Source organism: Marinobacter sp. 1-3A (assembly GCF_016597775.1).
Taxonomy (GTDB): Bacteria; Pseudomonadota; Gammaproteobacteria; order Pseudomonadales; family Oleiphilaceae; genus Marinobacter; species Marinobacter xiaoshiensis.
On record NZ_VCGZ01000008.1, the window covers coordinates 133,911 to 150,453 of the forward strand.

The 16,543-nt window shown below is 53.5% G+C and carries 15 protein-coding genes; 7 read left to right on the plus strand and 8 right to left on the minus strand.

Features of this window, described 5'->3' with window-relative positions; all coding sequences use genetic code 11:
• Positions 1 to 19 precede the first annotated feature (19 nt).
• From FE848_RS13545 to FE848_RS13560, 4 genes are all read right to left on the minus strand, one after another.
• On the minus strand, positions 20 to 2,587 hold the full coding sequence (locus FE848_RS13545) for a CHASE2 domain-containing protein (protein ID WP_200203976.1): 2,568 nt from the start codon (positions 2,585 to 2,587) through the stop codon (positions 20 to 22).
• A 31-nt stretch (positions 2,588 to 2,618) separates the two neighbouring features.
• Complete coding sequence (locus FE848_RS13550) at positions 2,619 to 4,256, minus strand: FecR domain-containing protein (RefSeq protein ID WP_200203978.1); 1,638 nt, start codon at positions 4,254 to 4,256, stop codon at positions 2,619 to 2,621.
• On the minus strand, positions 4,253 to 4,957 hold the full coding sequence (locus FE848_RS13555; protein ID WP_200203980.1) for a response regulator transcription factor: 705 nt from the start codon (positions 4,955 to 4,957) through the stop codon (positions 4,253 to 4,255). The genes FE848_RS13550 and FE848_RS13555 overlap by 4 nt, the downstream gene beginning before the upstream one ends.
• Positions 4,958 to 5,028: 71 nt before the next feature.
• Complete coding sequence (locus FE848_RS13560; RefSeq protein ID WP_200203982.1) at positions 5,029 to 7,191, minus strand: DNA topoisomerase 3; 2,163 nt, start codon at positions 7,189 to 7,191, stop codon at positions 5,029 to 5,031.
• 188 nt (positions 7,192 to 7,379) lie between these two features.
• Here FE848_RS13560 and FE848_RS13565 point away from each other — a divergent pair, with 188 nt between their 5' ends.
• Together FE848_RS13565 and FE848_RS13570 are read left to right on the plus strand one after the other, a co-directional pair.
• A complete protein-coding gene (locus FE848_RS13565) occupies positions 7,380 to 7,706 on the plus strand; it encodes a BolA family protein (RefSeq protein ID WP_200203984.1) in 327 nt (108 codons plus the stop codon).
• Positions 7,707 to 7,748: 42 nt separating this feature from the next.
• A complete protein-coding gene (locus FE848_RS13570; protein WP_200203986.1) occupies positions 7,749 to 8,372 on the plus strand; it encodes an L-threonylcarbamoyladenylate synthase in 624 nt (207 codons plus the stop codon).
• Between the two features lie 3 nt (positions 8,373 to 8,375).
• Here FE848_RS13570 and FE848_RS13575 read toward each other — a convergent pair whose 3' ends face one another.
• On the minus strand, positions 8,376 to 9,041 hold the full coding sequence (locus tag FE848_RS13575) for a hypothetical protein (protein ID WP_200203988.1): 666 nt from the start codon (positions 9,039 to 9,041) through the stop codon (positions 8,376 to 8,378).
• A gap of 227 nt (positions 9,042 to 9,268) precedes the next feature.
• Between FE848_RS13575 and FE848_RS13580 the strand changes: the two genes are divergently transcribed.
• Positions 9,269 to 10,891: a methyl-accepting chemotaxis protein gene (locus FE848_RS13580; protein ID WP_200203990.1), complete on the plus strand. Its 1,623-nt coding sequence runs from the start codon at positions 9,269 to 9,271 to the stop codon at positions 10,889 to 10,891.
• Between the two features lie 45 nt (positions 10,892 to 10,936).
• Here FE848_RS13580 and rnk read toward each other — a convergent pair whose 3' ends face one another.
• Positions 10,937 to 11,320: a nucleoside diphosphate kinase regulator gene (rnk, locus tag FE848_RS13585; protein WP_200203992.1), complete on the minus strand. Its 384-nt coding sequence runs from the start codon at positions 11,318 to 11,320 to the stop codon at positions 10,937 to 10,939.
• A 378-nt stretch (positions 11,321 to 11,698) separates the two neighbouring features.
• Here rnk and FE848_RS13590 point away from each other — a divergent pair, with 378 nt between their 5' ends.
• Together FE848_RS13590 and FE848_RS13595 are read left to right on the plus strand one after the other, a co-directional pair.
• Positions 11,699 to 12,829 carry an aminotransferase class V-fold PLP-dependent enzyme gene (locus FE848_RS13590; protein ID WP_200203994.1) on the plus strand — a complete coding sequence of 377 codons (1,131 nt, stop codon included), beginning with the start codon at positions 11,699 to 11,701 and terminating at the stop codon, positions 12,827 to 12,829.
• Positions 12,830 to 12,866: 37 nt separating this feature from the next.
• Positions 12,867 to 13,499, plus strand: coding sequence for an FmdE family protein (locus tag FE848_RS13595; RefSeq protein WP_200203996.1), 633 nt, complete (start codon positions 12,867 to 12,869; stop codon positions 13,497 to 13,499).
• Positions 13,500 to 13,551: 52 nt separating this feature from the next.
• Here the strand turns inward: FE848_RS13595 and FE848_RS13600 are convergent, their stop codons facing one another.
• A complete protein-coding gene (locus FE848_RS13600; protein ID WP_200203998.1) occupies positions 13,552 to 14,160 on the minus strand; it encodes a DVUA0089 family protein in 609 nt (202 codons plus the stop codon).
• A 299-nt stretch (positions 14,161 to 14,459) separates the two neighbouring features.
• On the opposite strand from FE848_RS13600, the gene FE848_RS13605 reads away from it, so the two are divergent.
• Positions 14,460 to 14,909, plus strand: coding sequence for an OsmC family protein (locus FE848_RS13605; protein ID WP_200204000.1), 450 nt, complete (start codon positions 14,460 to 14,462; stop codon positions 14,907 to 14,909).
• Positions 14,910 to 14,937: 28 nt separating this feature from the next.
• Here FE848_RS13605 and FE848_RS13610 read toward each other — a convergent pair whose 3' ends face one another.
• The gene (locus FE848_RS13610; RefSeq protein WP_200204002.1) at positions 14,938 to 15,333 is read right to left on the minus strand and encodes an OsmC family protein; all 396 of its coding nucleotides are present in this window, start codon (positions 15,331 to 15,333) and stop codon (positions 14,938 to 14,940) included.
• Positions 15,334 to 15,687: 354 nt separating this feature from the next.
• On the opposite strand from FE848_RS13610, the gene FE848_RS13615 reads away from it, so the two are divergent.
• A complete protein-coding gene (locus FE848_RS13615; RefSeq protein ID WP_200204004.1) occupies positions 15,688 to 16,449 on the plus strand; it encodes a hypothetical protein in 762 nt (253 codons plus the stop codon).
• The last annotated feature ends 94 nt before the right edge of the window (positions 16,450 to 16,543 follow it).

Genomic DNA, 16,543 nt, shown 5'->3' on the forward strand with positions numbered 1-16,543 from the left:
AAGTGCGGGTTCGCAGGGTTTATGACAAGGGGTCGGCAATGGGGAGTTTAAGCGTAAACGATGAGCCTTCCCCGGGGCTGGACACAACGTATATCTCCCCGCGGTGTTTTTCTACAACGGTTTTTACAAACGAAAGCCCCAGGCCAGTGCCGTGAACACCTGCCAGTTCGCTGCTTTTTTGGCGCCGATAGCGGTCAAACAGATAAGGCAGTTCGTCAGGATCGATACCAGCGCCTTCGTCAGTAATGGTCAGGCATGCTTCATGCCCGGCTCGAAACACTTGAAGACTCACCGCCGAGCCAGTTGGGCTGTATTGCACCGCGTTGGTTAGCAGGTTGATCACGGCCCTCTCAAGCAGTTCTGCGTTACCTCTTAACCATAAATCTTCAGTCCCTTGGAGTTGCAGTGAAATTCGTTTCTCTACGGCCTGCTCACTGACGCTGTCACGGGCATTTTCAACAATGGCCAAAAACTCGCATTCATAAAAGCGGGTCTCGGTCAGCTGCTCGGCCCGTGCCAGCTGCACAAACTCTTCCGCCAAATGGTAGCTTCGTCTTGCCAGGCGCCCCAATTGCTCCAGTTGGCTCTGGTCGACATGAGTCGGGTCGCGCTTCAGTTGCTCGATAAGTGCCAGCTGCGACACCAGGGGTGAGCGTACATCGTGGGATATAAAGTCGATGGCTTCGCGGTGTTGGCGCTGCTGTTCCCGCAGTTCGGATATGTCAGAAATGTTCGCAATGATGCCGTATTGCACGCTGTCGGGAAGAGCAAAGGGTGCGAAATGGATCAGGAAGTCTTTCTCACGGATTTTGAGTTCCACGGTCCGGCTTTGCAGAAGCGTGAGCGTTTCAGAAACGGTTTCATGCCAGGGTGGTGTTTCCCGCGGGTCGTGCCCTTCAAGAAGTCGCGTCAATGGTAAGCCGCCCAAGCTTGGCATGGGCTCTCCGAACCACTCCTCAATGTGGCCGTTGGCAAACCGGATGATGCCGAGCTCGTCAGTAACGATAATGCCATCAGGCATGCGTTCAAAGCTGCGGCGGATAAATTCCTGAATGTGGTTCAGGCGCTCAGTCGCAACTTTAACGCGCTCAATGCGCGCTGAAATATTTTCACTGGGTTTTGGGTTTTTTGCAGCGTGTGCAGTATCTGAAAGCTTAAGGCGGCGTAAATAGCGCTGTATCGCCTCCCGGCTGAGGTCGTTGGGGAGCGTAAATCCCAATGTGTAGCTGTCGCTTCCACGGTAGAACCGAATCCAGCTTTGATTGCCGCTGTGGTGCCAGAGCCCCGGTTCCAGATTGCCGGGAATATCAGCCAGATTCAGGTTTCGTATGGAGAGAATGTTTTGCGCTTCCACCAGTAACCAGCCCTGGGGCTGAAACAGCGCCTGAAAGTGTTCAAGAAGCTGGGTTGCCGGGCGCTTTGATGGCTCCGGTAAGGCGACTCTGGGGCTGCGCACCAGTTCATCGAGTTGCCGGTTCAGAAACTGGTTGGCCATGGCCAGGCGCAGACCGCTGGATATGGGAAACGCAAGCAGGGGAATGATCAACGCGTGAGCAACCGAAAGCCTGATCTGGAATACACTCACCATAACCAGATACATTCCAACAATTGCTCCGCTGGTCATGAGGCATGCCAGCAAGGTGCGTGCAGGGCGTATTCGCGGCAACAGCAAGGCCAAGGTTACAAGGGTGATCATTGCCAGAGCAATGCCAACCCATTTGGGAGTTGTCCTGATGAGCAGCTGCTGATTGATGGCGGAAAGTGTGTTTGCATGAAACTCCACTCCCGACATCGGCTGGCTGAGACCGGAGAAAGGCGTGGGTAATATATCTCCCAGGCCCGCTGCCGTGGCCCCAACAAAGACCGTTTTGCCACCGAATGTGTCCGGTGCGGGAGGGCTGCCAAGTACGTCGCTGTAGGAGTAGGTAGGTAAGGTGCCGGCTCCACCTGCAAGCGGAACTATCCGATAGTCGTCCCTAACGTTTACAAAGGCAGGCAGCCCTTGTGTGGCAGGTTTTCGGGGGCCAACACCTGATGCTGCAAGTGCAAGGCTGGGCCAGAGTTGTCGCCCCATGCCATTAAACAGATAGAGCCCTCTGGCGATGCCGTCATGGTCCAGTTCAACATGTGCATGGCCAAGGCTGGCCGCTGCAGAGATAAGGTCGCCAGGAGGAAGCTGTTCGCTGAGTAAAAGGCGAGAGCTCGAGGGTGCCAGATGAATGGGCAGTATTACTTTGCCATGGTCCTGCATGGCACTGCTTAGGTCCCCATCGTCTGGAGAAGGCTCTATGAACAATATGTCGAACACAATGGTGCTTGCGCCGGCTTGGTGCAGCTTCCTGATAAGATCGGCGTGGGTTTGTCTTGGCCAGGGCCAGCGGCCTTCTTGGGCGAGGCTGTGGTCGTCAATGGCGACAATGGCTATGTCGGGAGAAACAAAAGCAGGGCTGGCAAGCAGGGCAGAGTCCAGGAGCCAGTAATCAATACGTTGGGGCAACTCCGTTGTTTCGGCGAGCAAAAACAGGAGCAGGAGTGACAGACCGAGCGTCCATGGAGTCGTCTTAATTGGCAACCAATCCCGGTTCATGAGTCCTGCTTTGCGCGTTAAGTGTTCGAAGTTATTCCAGGTACAGTTCCCTCCCTGGTCCCCAGCGGCTCTGCAATGGGCCGTCAGAAAGTGCTTTCAGGCGCACAAAATACCGCCTTCCGGGAATAAGACGCAAGGCCGCTGTGGTGTCTGGTAGTGTAGCTTCTTTAATTATGTCGTTAAAACCGGGCTCTTCTGCCAGTTGTAACCGGTAATTCGACGCCGTATCCACCTTTTCCCAGAACACACGAACCTGGCTGTCGATGTAGTTGATGCTGATGATTCGCACCGGCGGGAGGGTGCCATTTACAATCAGTTTTCTCGGCTGGGTGGTTGCTACCGAGTTCCCGCCGGCTTCTGTTACTACGCGCCAATAATATTGACCTGGGCTCAAGGGGCGGGAGGGCAGGGCCGTTGTCCCCGGAGCCCATTCACTGGTTGCAATCAGGTTGCGGAAAGTATCGTCTTCAGCAATTTCAACCCGGGCCACTTCGTTTTCACCTTTAAGTACCCAGCGAAACTCCGGCATGTCGTCGTTCACGCTGCCACCGTTTTCGGGCGTAAGCAGGCTGGCTGTGCGAGCTTGCAGGTCAACCTCTATGGGTAGGATACCGGGCATTCCTGTCATGCCTTGCGGGTCGAGTGCCGCCAAATGCACAACATACTGCCCGTTATCCAGGCGGCTGATATCGAAACGGTTCCCGTCTACTTCACGGCTTTCAACCCAGCGCCCGCTTTCTGTTTCAAAGATATCAAGGCGATACTTGGCTGATTGGGCTGATTTCCAGGTCATCTCTGCCGGGAGTTGCCTGAGCACCGGTGGTAGTGAGTTGATTTCGGGAGCGGCTGGCATCTTCCGTATGTTCAGTTTGCTGCTGCTATAGCTGGCAACTGTGGCACTGTAGCCTGCAGGAATCTGGTGGGTCCGGTTAGGGGCCCCAAACTCAACAACGCCCTCGGTTACCTGCAAACGGGTGCCTTCAGGCCCGGTTTGCAGAGAAAATGCTGTGCCACGCACGGCAGCGACGGCAGAAGGCGTTTCGATCTCAAAGCGGGCGCCACCTTCAATGACTGGCTTTACTCGAGTGTGCACTTCTCCCCGGTTCAATCTCAGCCGTGTATCAACCATGCCTGATTTTCCATACTGGGTTAGCCGGTTGAAGATCAGTCTTGAATTTGGAGATATGCGCACTTCTGAGCCATCTGCTAATGCAATGGTTGCGGCGCCAGCGGCAGAAAGCACTTCATCGCCTACCCGTATAAGTGCGTCTTTTGCCAGAGGCTTTTTACGCCCGTCAATGCCGGATATCAGCTGAACGCTGCCAGAAACCGAGGTGACACGTGCGGGGTCGGGTTGTCTTTTGAGCCAGGATAAGGGAATGCGAATGCGGTCGCCTTCTCCCAGCATGGCGGCGTTTTCGATAGCGTTGTATTGCAGCAGTCGACCAGCACTATAGCTTTTAATCAGAAGATCGCTGGCTACTTCGGTAAAACTCTCGCCCGCTTTCAGAGTATAAACCCACTCAGGCGCAGTTTGGCTGGAGGCGTTCGCGATGGTTGTTGCCGAACCGCGTGTAAGTGAAAGTTCTGCGCTCACAGGTGCGCCCAATGCCAGCAAAGCCAGCATCAGGAATACTTTAGTGAGAAAGGGCACAGGGTTTTCAATCATTCTTCAGTGGTAGCCTCGGCTTTCATGGCTTCAAGGCGATAACCGCGCTGGTAAATTGTTTTGATGCGGAACCCGTTTTCCGGATTCAAGCCCAACCGCCGCCGCAAGCGGCTCATGTGAGTGTCTACCGTTCGCGTATTGATGTCGCGCGCCAAGCCCCAAACCCGCTCCAGAAGGACTTCACGGGTGAGCAGGCGGCCCTGATTCTGAAACAGGAATAAGGTCAGATCGAAATCTTTGTCGGTCAGGGTCAGCTCTTCACCGTGAAGGGCTATGGTTCTGTGTTGCGTGTTGACTTCAAAAGGCCCGTATACCAGGACTTCCTTTTCGCTGTCTGGATTGGCGCGGCGTGCCAAGGCGTTAATGCGTGCCACTAATTCCGCTGCCCGTGCGGGCTTTGCAATAAAGTCGTCTGCGCCAGCGTCCAGGGCTTCAACGATATCGGCTTCACTGTCGCGCTGAGTGAGAAACACTACGGGAATTGGCCAGTTAATCTGTGCTCTTATGCTTTTGAGCACATCAATGCCGGTCATGTCGGGAATCTGCCAGTCCAGAATCATCAGGTCATAGCTGCGGTGCAGTGCCGCGCTGATGAAGCTTTGGCCTGTAGGAAAGCTGTCGCAGTCGTGCCCATACTCCGACAAAATGGACTGTATGTGCTGCGCCTGTTCTTGTTGATCTTCAAGCAGAGCGATGCGCATTACGCTTCTCCCGGGATAAGTGGTGTTGTATCAGTCGATTATCACAAATTGGAGCACTGTATTCAGTGTCGTTATGTAGCCTTGCGTAAAGGAAATGCAGGCTTTCCGTTTTCGTCGTCCACTGTTTGTCGGCAGGCAGGAAAATTACTGCAGCCCCAGAACCAGCCTTTTTTACCTTTCCGTCTGACCAAGGGGGAAAAACAGTGGGGGCAGGGTACAGGCTTTTGCCCGGTACCGTCCTGGGGCGTTGCATCTTCAATCGGGCGCGTGCCACGGCAGTCGGGGTATCGAGTGCAGGCAAAGAAGCGACCGAATTTGCCGTCTCTCTCGGTCATTGGTGTACGGCACTTTGGGCAGTTTGGCGCCAGGGTTTCAGGCCCTGCACCTGGCGTGTCCGCCTTGGTGCCAATGAAGAGGCGAATTTCAGTCTTCAGTGTGTCCAGAAATTTACGAGGGTCGTCTTCACCCCTGCGAATACTCTCGAGCGTCGCCTCCCAGACGGCGGTTCTGTCTGGCTTGCTGACCGATTCCGGCAGTGCACTGATCAGCGTTTTGCCTTTGTCGGTGGCGCGAATATGGCGACTGTCCCGGTACAGGTAGTCCCGTTTGAACAGGGTGTCGATTATGTTCGCCCGGGTTGCCTCCGTACCCAGTCCGTCAGTTTCTCGCAGGGTTTTGCGGAGTTCCGGGTCGGTTACAAATCGGGCAATGTTGGTCATCGCCGAGAGCAGCGTTGCATCGGTAAAGTGCTGGGGTGGCTTGGTTTTGCGCTGGATTACGGTGCTGTCTTCGCAGAAAACGGGTTCGCCTTTGCTCAGGCGTGGCAGCGGTGCTTTATCTGTTTCTTTTTTATTGTCCCGGAGTTTTAGCTCCAGTACTTTCCAGCCGGGTTCGAGCACGGCGGTTTCTGAGGCGCGGAATCGGTGCTCGGTAATTCGCACGGTCAGTTGGCCTTCGCGGTGTATGGCATCGGCAAAAAACTGCATCAGATAATAGCGGCTGATCAAGCCGTATACCTTCTGTTCAGTGTCACTGAGCTTTCCGTTGGGCGCGGTTCTGCTGGTGGGAATGATGGCGTGGTGGGCATCCACTTTTTTGTCGTTCCACGCGGCTGTTCTGCGGCTGAAGTCTGCTTTGCTGCAGGCATCGGCAAGGTCGGGGGAGACTCGGGCAATGGCACCGGTGACTTGCTCACGCTGGGCAAAATGGCCTTCTGGCAGGTAACGGGAGTCTGATCGGGGGTAGGTGATCAGTTGGTGGCGCTCGTAAAGATTCTGTGCCGTGTCCAGTACGTCCTTTGCTCCCATGCGGAACAGGCGTCCCGCCTCAATTTGCAGAGCCGAGAGAGATAAGGGTAAGGGCGGCGCTTCCGAGCGGCCGCGAAAGCGAGAGTCCAGTACTGTGCCGGGCCGGTTGTGAATGCTGGCAGCAATCTGCTCAGCGGTGGCGCGATCCAATAGGCGGCTTTCTTCGTCCAGATGATCCTGAAACTGTTCGTCCGGAACCCATTTGGCGGTGAAGGGTTGTTGGTCTGCCTCTTCTTCCTGGGCTCTGAAGCGTGCCTCTATGGGGAAGTATGGTTTGGGCTCGAAGTTCTCTATGGTTCTATCACGCTCCACCACCAGACCCAGCACCGGAGTTTGCACCCGGCCTACGGAGTAAACGCCCTTTTGACCTTGCTGCTGGTAGTTCAGCGTATAAAAACGGGTAAGGTTGATGCCGTAGAGCCAATCGGCCCGTTGTCGGGCAAGGGCAGAGTGGGAAAGCCGGCGAAATTCGCGGTTGTCTCTGGGCTGCTGTATGGCCTTGGCGACTGCTGCAGGTGTCAGATCGTTGATGAGTATGCGCTGCACAGGTGCCTGAGTTCCGAAGTAGCGTATTACTTCATCAACCAGCAATTGGCCTTCTCTGTCTGGGTCTCCGGCATGGACGATGGTCTTTGCTTGCCGAATGAGGGATTCCAGTGCGTTGAGTTGATGACGCACGCTGTCTTTTGGGGTTAGCTGCCATTTGTCCGGGAACATGGGGAGGTCGTGCTGGCGCCATGTTTTCCATGCCGGGTTGTAGCTCGCCGGTTCGGCAGGTTCCAACAGGTGACCAATGCACCAGCTTACGGTCGCAGCTTCACTGCCGTTGCCACAGCGGATCCAGCCCTGGCCTTTTTGGTAGGGGCCGGGGAGGGCGGCAGCAATGGCTCTGCCGAGGCTGGGTTTTTCGGCGATGTACAGGAGCATGTTTGGGTATGGTTTTGTCTGGATTTGGAGTGGTGGGGAATGTGGCTGTTTGGTTGTTGGGTGTCAAGGTTCGGGGGCTGCTTGTTCTGTAGTAGACTGTTTGCTCTGGAGGTGGCGGCTGCGGGCGTCGGCTTCAGGCTCAGAGATATCGCCACTACATACAGAGCGAACTGTGGAGTTAAAAAGTAATGAAAATGCAGAATGCAATTGAAGCCAAGTTGAATGAGGCGTTCAACGCCAGCATTCTTCAGGTGGAGAACGAGAGTCACAAGCACAGCGTGCCGCCTAATTCGGAGACGCACTTCAAGGTGACCATGGTGTCGCCGGCCTTTGCGGGGCAGATGAAGGTTAAACGGCATCAGGCTATTTATCAGGTGCTTTCTGAGGAGTTGGAGATGACCGGTGGCGTGCATGCATTGGCGTTGCATCTATACTCTCCTGAGGAGTGGGAGGCAACGGGTCAGGTTGCACCCACGTCACCGAATTGTATGGGTGGTTCCAAGTCTGATGCTTAATCGGCGGCTTCAGATGGCTAAAAAACACAGCGGAGGGCTTTTATGAGTCAGTTTTTTCAGATTCATCCGGAAAACCCGCAAAAGCGGTTGATCAAGCAAGCGGTTGAGATTCTTCGCGCTGGTGGCGTAATTGTTTACCCCACCGACTCCGGGTATGCCCTTGGGTGCCATTTGGGTGAGAAACCGGCAGCAGACAAGATAAAGCGCATTCGAAAGCTGGATGACAAGCATAACTTCACATTAGTGTGCCGGGATCTGTCGGATATCGGTGTGTATGCCAAGGTGGATAATACCCAGTACAGGTTGCTGAAAACCTTCACGCCCGGTCCTTATACCTTTATTTTGGATGCAACGAGTGAGGTGCCAAGGCGCCTGCTGAACCCGAAGCGTCGCACAATTGGTGTGCGGGTTCCTGATAATGCGATTGTCCGGGATCTGTTGGGTGAGCTTGGCGAGCCTATTATGAGCAGCACGCTGATTTTACCGGGTGAGACTGACCCCATGACGGACCCCTACGACATACGGGATACGCTACAGCACGAGCTTGATTTGATTATTGATGGCGGCTTCTGTGGCATGGAGCCAACCACCGTGGTGAACTTTACCGGTGAAGTGCCGGAGGTTACCCGGGTGGGTAAAGGCGATCCGGCACCGTTTGAACAGTAGGGCTTAGGCTCGGGTGTTCAGGTTGAAGGCGTAAGCGCCCCGGTTGGCTGCAACGTTAAATTGGTCAGTCGGAGCGGAGCGGCGCAGGGTGTCGTAGCGGTGTACGAGATCCTGCAAGCCGTTGAATTGCTGGTTTTCGCTGATCAGCGTATCCAGCAGTGAATTATTAACCCCATAGGCTTGGCTGAGTTTCAGGGCGTTGTCCATGAAGTGCAGAGTTGGCTCGTTCACGCTCAGCCGGCTAAAGGCATCCGCAAAGTTTTTGTTAACATTCAAATCCTTCTCGATTCGACTTCGGGTTTCTTCTGCCAGGTTGCCGCCCACCTCAATCCTACCGCTGTCGTTTTTGTTGACGCTTATCGATAGGGATGGGTTCAGGTTATATTCGGCAAGTTTGTGCCGCAGCGTCTCCCTGATGAAGGCAAGATCCTGCCCTACGGTTTGCTTGTAATCCGATAGGGGCAGCTTCCGGGATTTAGGCCTGCCGGCATCAGTCAAAAGCTCTCCCGATGGTGTAAAACGGTCATCCCCCGGCCCTGAGGGTTGCAATGTCTCAGCACTGGCTGTGCCTTTGGCCTTTTGTTCATCGGCCCCGTTTGCAACAGGGCGCTTCTCCAGAGTTTGCTGAAAGCGGGTGCTTGCCTGGATAAGAGATGTCAGCAGTGACATGGCGTGCATTCCTCCACTGGCTCGCACAAGCGCGCCAGAAATTTATCGTCTGTCTCCTGGTATAAGCACATTCCGGGCCAGCCACTGAAAATACGTGCTTCTGATCTGAGTCAGTAAATATTTGACGCATGTCTATAAAGTTAACCGTCCTTTTGCCGTCAACCACATAGAATGTTTGAAAGAGCCAGGTAAAGCCTGGTGTTCATTGTTCTTTTGACTGAGTCGCTATGAAAAACCAATATTCCATTCGTTTTCTGCTGCTCGCTGCCCTGGCAGCTGCGTTTTCACTCATCCTGGTTTTTACCGTGCTCCATAGTGCCAGTGCCCAGCGCGACCACATGGAAGAGTTCAGTCACAAATACGTGGATGGCCTTGCCAAGTCCTATTTTGACGGACTGAACACCATGATGGTGACTGGTACCATCAGCAACCGTGATGTGCTTCGGGACAAGGTGATGGCGCCTGCGGATGTGCTGGATGTGAGGGTGATTCGTAGCGATCAGCTGAACCAGATGTTTGGCACCGGTACCCAGGCAGAGCAGAAACGTGATGCAGACGATAGAAAAGCACTGGACGGCCAGAGAATTGAGCGTTACTCAAGCAATGAAAATGGGCGTGTTTACACGTTAATTGACCCGGTTATTGCTCAATCAGACTATCAAGGTGTGGATTGCCTGGGTTGCCATCAAGCCCAGGAAGGGGATGTGCTGGGTGCGATTCGAGTGGATTATTCTCTCGCTGAAAGCGACGCCAGCTTGCACCAGCAATTGCTTACCAGTGGCGGTATTCAGATCGCCATCTTTGTTGCAGTATTCTTCCTGACCGGGCTGGTTTTGAATCGGCTGGTGTTCTCCCGTTTACGTCGGCTCCAGATGAGTATGGATGAGATTTCCGGAAACTCTGATCTCACGATTGAGCTGGATGTATCGCGCAATGATGAAATTGGGACTGTTTCCCTTGCGTTTAATCGCATGATGGCAAAAATCCGTGAAAGTATGCACACGGTGATGGATAACGCCGAGCAGGTTGAGCGGGCGGCCCGTAGCATTGCGGAAAAGGCCCAAACTACTGGCCGCGAAGTCACGGCTCAAAAAGACAATACAGACCAGGTTGCCAGCGCAACCACTGAAATGGCCGCATCGGCTGTTCAAGTGCGGGAGAATGCCAACCACACAGCTCGAAAGTCGGCGGAAACGGCTGAATCTGCCAATAGCGGTGAACAACTTGCGCGCACAGCAGTAGAGGGTATTGAAACGCTCAACACGGAAGTACAGAGTGGCGCTAAACGAATAGAGGACTTGAACGAACGTACCAGTCAGATGGCGAAGATGTTGGAAGAAATCTCTAATATTGCGGAACAAACCAATCTGCTGGCGCTGAACGCTGCTATTGAGGCTGCCAGAGCGGGTGAGCAGGGGCGTGGGTTCTCAGTGGTTGCAGATGAGGTTCGAGCGCTCGCATCACGCACTCAGGTATCTACAGAGGAAATCCGCAAAACCATAAACTCTCTTCAAAGCGAAGTAACCGAATGTGTGGCTACCATGCGCCATGCCTCTGATATGGCAGGGCATGAGGTAGAAGCCATTCTGAAAGTAGAAACCGAGTTGCAAACCATTGCGTCGGCCGTTCGTGAAATCACTTCACTTAACCAGGAAATGGAAAGCGCAGCGAACGAACAGAGCGATGTGTCTGAAATTATCAATCAGAACGTGATTGAAATCAGCCGCTCGGCCGAGCAGACAGCAACAGATGCTCAGGAAACGGCAGGCATTGCAGGTGATTTGCTGGTAATGGCGGAAGCACTCAGAGAAACCATTGAGCAGTTTCGGTTGGTCAGAAAGGATAGCTAACGGGGCGAGCCTTTCAGGCTGCCCCCGCAAACGATTACCCGGCGATTAGCCCTCTCGGGTAACCCCAATGATTTTGAGGTGGATGTTGTTGCGGCCACGGATTGGCCACTCAATGGAATCACCCACAGCAAGTCCAAGTAGTGCCGAGCCAGCTGGTGCCAGAATAGAAATCTTGCCTTCTCCAGTGCCCACTTCGTGAGGGTAGACCAAAGTCAGCTCCTGCTCCTGGCCGGTATCTGCATTCTGAAAGCGCACTTTTGAATTCATGGTCACTACGTGCGCTGGCATTTCTGCAAGCGGCACAAGCGTGGCGCGGCTCAGTTCATCATCCAGACCTTCTGCCACATCGGAATCACCCTGTTTTTCGATCAGGGTAGTCAAACGGTTGAAATCTTCTTCAGCAACCAATACTGCCGGCATATCAGCCATAGTTATCTCCAAAAAATATAATTAGTAATTCAAAATTTCAGGATTCAGGCGCCGAACCCGGCGTTTTTAAAGCGGATTCAGCGAGAAAAGAGAAAAGCGGGCAACACACCAGCAGTGCCTGCCTGACGGCGGGCGCTTGAATGATAGAAAGGAATAAACGCTGAGAATAATGATCTCACAGGTTCACCTGGTGTGTTGTCTGGATAAATAAAGAAAAAGCGGGAACTTGGCCGCTTTGGTCAATTTATAAGCTTTTGTCGGGTTCCACAAGTGGGCTTGCAGAAAACGTAAGAAATAAAGCGCATAACGCCAGATTTGTTAGACTCACACCATAGATGATTCATCCAGAAACTGCACCAGGCAAGGAATCTACGCCCCATGTCCAAATTGTTTCCTTCTGTTGACCCCGATGGGCTACTGGAATACTCCGTGGTATTCAATGATCGCTCGCTAAACCACATGTCTGCGCCATTTCAGCAAATAATGCGGGATATTTCCTCCACTTTGCGGCACGTGTACAACGCCAAAGCCGCTGTAATTGTGCCCGGCGGTGGTAGTTTTGGTATGGAGGCCGTGGCTCGCCAGTTTGCCAATGATGAAGGCTGCCTGATAGTCCGCAATGGCTGGTTCAGCTACCGCTGGACGCAAATACTGGAAGCAGGCCGAATCACCGATCGCGTGACGGTGCTCTCCGCACGGGCTATTGACGATTCACCCCTGGCAGCATTTGCACCTGTACCCGCCGAGGAAGTTGCAGGGCGCATCAGGGCGGAAAAGCCAGCCGTTGTGTTTGTGCCTCACGTGGAAACCGCTGCCGGGATCGTGCTGCCAGACGACTATCTGAAAATCATTGGGGAGGCTGTAAAAGAGGTTAATGGCTTGTTCGTGTTGGATTGCGTAGCCTCCGGTGCCCTCTGGGTTGATACCACCGCCTGTGGCGTGGATGTACTTATTACTGCGCCGCAGAAAGGCTGGAGCGCTTCACCCTGCGCCGCCCTGATCACCTTGAGCGACCGTGCGATTGCGCGGATAGAAGAAACCACCAGCAGCAGTTTCGCCGGGGATCTACGCAAATGGTCGCAGATTATGCAGGCCTATGAATCCGGCAGCTACGCCTACCATGCCACCATGCCCACCGATACCCTGGCTATCCTTCGTGATGCCATGCTTGAAACGTTGAAAACCGGCCCAGACCTGTTGTTTCAGCGCCAGGAAGAATTGGGCCGCAAAGTGCGCAAGCTGTTTTATGGCGCTGGTTTCAAGAGTGTTGCCAGCCCGGGCTTTGAGTCGCCGAGCGTTGTGGTGTTGCACACCGACAATATTAATATCCATAACACTAGCCTGTTTCGTGAGCAGGGCTTGCAGACGGCAGCTGGCGTGCCGATGATGTGTGGTGAACCAGAGAGTTTCTGCACCTTCCGTATGGGCCTCTTTGGCTTGGAGAAGTTGAATAACGTGGATCGAACTGTGGAGAAGCTGAGAGTGGCTCTGAAGGCGATTCAGGGCTGAGATTGTGGTATCAATGTCCCGGTTTCAGGAGATAGTGATGGCGTTCCCCAAGTTTTTTGATGATGCACCCGTTATTTCTTTACGTGATCCGCTGGCAGATCTTCTGGGTGCTGCCGAAGGTGGCGTTATCGAGTATCGCTACGCAGATGTTGTAAGGCTGGCGGGGCATTCCTGTCCGACTGTTGCCGGTGCCTACCTGAGCGTTCGGGCTGCACTGAATGTGCTGTATCCGAACTCACTGCCCGAGCGCGGCGCAATTCGGGTACACATGCCCGCGCCAGAAACAGAGGGCACTATTGGCGTTGTCGCACAGGTAATAACAATGCTTACCGGTGCCACTGCCCAGGGTGGCTTTAAGGGCATAGGAGGCCGTTTTGCCCGTAATGGACTACTCAGTTTCGCCAAAAACAGTGGTGAGAATGATGGGGCTGTTCGTTTCGAGCGCATCGATACCGGCGCAGCAGTAACGGTAAAATTTGATGCCAATCAGATCCCCCCGCATGAATCCCAACGCGAGCGTATGTTGGCTGTTATGCACAACCGCGAGACACCTGAGCAGCAGGTGGAGTTTGCTCGCCTTTGGCAGAAACGTGTACGCAAAATGCTGCTTGAGCACGCCGACGACCCGGAACTGGTTCGTGTTCTGCCGTTGAGTGGTGCGAAGGTTTAGGGGAAGGGCAATGCACGGAGCCTGATACCAGGCTCCGTAAACCAACTAGCGCTTAAGCGTTAGCTTGCTTGCGCCTGCGAGCCAGACCCAAGCCAATCATGCCAAGGCCGATCAGCGCGAAGCTGCTAGGCTCGGGTACTGCTACACCTGGATCGCTAGGGTTAGAGGCAGAATCGACACCATCCAACCATACACTCCAGTTTGGCCCCATGCCTCTGCGACTAGCAGGCTGGTCCCAATCTGCCAGAGCAATTGCAGCTTCACCATCAAACTGAAAGCCATCGCTAAGATTAGTTCCCAGAGAGAAGTTGTTATAGGTGGCTACTGTGAAGATATAGTCGCCAGCGGCAAGGTCGGCCAACAGGAAACCGGAATCCCACCGTGTCTGTGTTCCAGGATTGATGCTGGCGTTGTCATCGTTTTGCTGCAGTCTTGTGCCGTCAGCTTTCCATAGCGCGGTGATTGGATCGAAATTCTGGCCGTCTTCGTATGAGTCGGTCCAGACACGCACGTTTGTAGCGTCCTGATCCAGGGTGAAGTAGGTGTGAACAACATCGTTGTGATAATCGATGGTGCCTGTGAAGTTGATCAGGGCGGCGCTTGAGGTTGAAGCTGCTGTGGCTAGGGCAATGCCGGCAATAATAGACTGTACGGTTTTCATACTAAATGCTTCCTGCATATTAGGTTAAAGTCTTGGTTCGAGTGCGAAAGCACCCAGCGCGGATAGGCAATTTTTGTGCCAGCCGTTGGCCTGCCTGGGGTTTGGCGATTTTTCAATAAAATATTGCGGGTGCATTGTAAAATAATCTGACACAAACAGAGTGCTGGCCAGAATCGCTGCGGGCTTTCAGAAGGTTTTGGATAAGCTAAGACCGATAACGTATAACTTATTGTATTGACGGAAATTTATTTGATTCCTAGTATGGCGCTCCTCTAAACAGATTGATGCTAGGAGATCCCATGAGCGCAAACATATTGGAAGTTGCCGCCCGCAGTGAATGGAAGTCCGGATTAAAGACCCACAGCCAGATACGATCGTTTGATCCTGTAGTGATGGACGAGCCAAAAGAGCTGGGCGGTGACAACCAGGGCCCAAATCCACTTGAGTACCTGGTGGCTTCATTGAATGGCTGCAAAGGCGTGATGATTCCGCTGATTGCGAAAGAGTTGAAGTTCGAATTCAGCGAGCTGTCCTTCGATACCAAAGGAAGCGTTGACCTGCGGGGGCTGATGGGCGATCCCAGTGTGTCTACCCATTTTCAGAACCTTAGGTTTCAGGTGACTATCAAAACCGACGAGCCAGAGGAGCGGTTGCAGGCATTGCAAAGCGCCGTGGCAGACCGCTGTCCTGTTTACAACCTCCTGCGCGATGCCGGTGTATCCTTACAAACCCAGTGGGTTCGTGGTTGATAGGAAGTGCCCGGAGCCAGCCTCTGTCTCAATGGGTCGTGTTGATGGCGACCCCCGCGAGCAGGTTTTTCGTGACCGGGGTTTTGCTGGCGATATCCAATAGACGTTGCCACTGACTCTCATCAAGCTCCGATGAGGAATGTAGCACCCGATCGATACGTGTTTCACCTTCGCGGTTTTTCCAAAGACTTAACTCTACGCGCAGATCATCCAGTTCCCAGCCCTTGTGCTGGGCATACATCTGTAATGTGATCGCGGTGCAGGCCCCCAGACTGGTCAGCAAGTAGTCATAAGGGGTCGGCCCTGCATCCTGCCCTCCGGCGCTCACTGGCTCATCGGCCACAAAATTGCGCCCGGCTGTGCTTATTTCCTGGCGATAATTTTTATCTGAAGATTCAACGCTCGCATGGGCAATGGCTTTCATGGGAAACCCTCTTCTGGAGTAAATGGTTGTATAGCAGCCCTGAGCTCAGGGTGTTTTGTTCGGCTCGTTGCCATTCATCCCTTTTTCTCTATCGGCGCGGCAAGCAAGACGCACGTGTGCAACTCGACGAAGTATAGTTGAGTGATATAGTTATTTGTGAACTGCGCCAGGCTCATAGTGTGATTAGCGGATGCTTTCAGTAGCTGCAACACCTACCCCTCACTCAAACGAGGGATAGAAGATTGTTAATTCAACCGATAACCTTGTTGTGAAGCATAGGAATAGCCCGGCGTTCGCTGTTTTTTGCCGATTTTACCTGAAGATATGCGGGCGCCAACACAACGAGGTGTTGATATGAACAAGCGTTTATTGGCGAGTCTTGCTGTACCGTTTTCTGTCGCTTTGATTGCCGGTTGCGGCGGCAGTAGTGGCGGTGGTGACGAAGGAGGCGGAGGTGGCAACGGTGGCAGTGGTAACGGCCCCAGTGTCATCGAGGGAACAGCTGCTACAGGCGCGCCTTACACCGGGAGCGATACGATCCACATTATCTGTAAGGGAAATGACGATATTCCCATGATTGTGGAGGCGGATGCACAGGGTGAGTTCTCTCTGTCGCAGGAGGAATTCAATACTGGTGGTTCCCAATTTCCCTGCACGATTCGCTTGCAAAGCGGTCAGCTACAGAGCTATACCAATCAGGCTGGAAGAGTAAATCTGACGCCTTTTACTACCCTGGCCTTCCAGAGAGCTCTGATGGATCATTCCGGCCAAGCTGCGTTCGGTGGACTGGATGTGGATACAGTAGATCCTTCAGCTTTTGGAGCTGAGCTGAACACGGCTACCGGAAATGTAAAGGAAGCGCTAAAAGAGGCCTCCGGTAAGAGTAGCGTGCCTTTCGATATCTTCACCGAAGTCTTCAAGGCGGATCACAACAGTGTGTACGACCGTTGGCTTGATGGCTTTGGGGAAGCAGTGATAGCGGATTATCAACTCCCTGACACAAGTTTTATGGACGCTTTTCTGAGCTTTCCCCTGAAGTATGCCACGTCAACGGACCCGGCTTCTTTTGAAGAGTCAGCGTTGAGTCCTCCTTTTAGTATGACGGTGCCTCAGTAGACAAAATCCTTATTTAAAATGAGCGTTGGCAGAAGGCGGATTGCCCACGAATACTGTAGTTGCAGTTGTGTATTTCAATATAGTGGGGGAGCTT

Coding starts and splice junctions, on each gene's coding strand:
- FE848_RS13545 (WP_200203976.1), bottom strand. CDS start 2,587: ATGAACCGGGATTGGTTGCCAATTAAGACGACTCCATGGACGCTCGGT.
- FE848_RS13550 (WP_200203978.1), bottom strand. CDS start 4,256: ATGATTGAAAACCCTGTGCCCTTTCTCACTAAAGTATTCCTGATGCTG.
- FE848_RS13555 (WP_200203980.1), bottom strand. CDS start 4,957: ATGCGCATCGCTCTGCTTGAAGATCAACAAGAACAGGCGCAGCACATA.
- FE848_RS13560 (WP_200203982.1), bottom strand. CDS start 7,191: ATGCTCCTGTACATCGCCGAAAAACCCAGCCTCGGCAGAGCCATTGCT.
- FE848_RS13565 (WP_200203984.1), top strand. CDS start 7,380: ATGAAAATGCAGAATGCAATTGAAGCCAAGTTGAATGAGGCGTTCAAC.
- FE848_RS13570 (WP_200203986.1), top strand. CDS start 7,749: ATGAGTCAGTTTTTTCAGATTCATCCGGAAAACCCGCAAAAGCGGTTG.
- FE848_RS13575 (WP_200203988.1), bottom strand. CDS start 9,041: ATGTCACTGCTGACATCTCTTATCCAGGCAAGCACCCGCTTTCAGCAA.
- FE848_RS13580 (WP_200203990.1), top strand. CDS start 9,269: ATGAAAAACCAATATTCCATTCGTTTTCTGCTGCTCGCTGCCCTGGCA.
- rnk (WP_200203992.1), bottom strand. CDS start 11,320: ATGGCTGATATGCCGGCAGTATTGGTTGCTGAAGAAGATTTCAACCGT.
- FE848_RS13590 (WP_200203994.1), top strand. CDS start 11,699: ATGTCCAAATTGTTTCCTTCTGTTGACCCCGATGGGCTACTGGAATAC.
- FE848_RS13595 (WP_200203996.1), top strand. CDS start 12,867: ATGGCGTTCCCCAAGTTTTTTGATGATGCACCCGTTATTTCTTTACGT.
- FE848_RS13600 (WP_200203998.1), bottom strand. CDS start 14,160: ATGAAAACCGTACAGTCTATTATTGCCGGCATTGCCCTAGCCACAGCA.
- FE848_RS13605 (WP_200204000.1), top strand. CDS start 14,460: ATGAGCGCAAACATATTGGAAGTTGCCGCCCGCAGTGAATGGAAGTCC.
- FE848_RS13610 (WP_200204002.1), bottom strand. CDS start 15,333: ATGAAAGCCATTGCCCATGCGAGCGTTGAATCTTCAGATAAAAATTAT.
- FE848_RS13615 (WP_200204004.1), top strand. CDS start 15,688: ATGAACAAGCGTTTATTGGCGAGTCTTGCTGTACCGTTTTCTGTCGCT.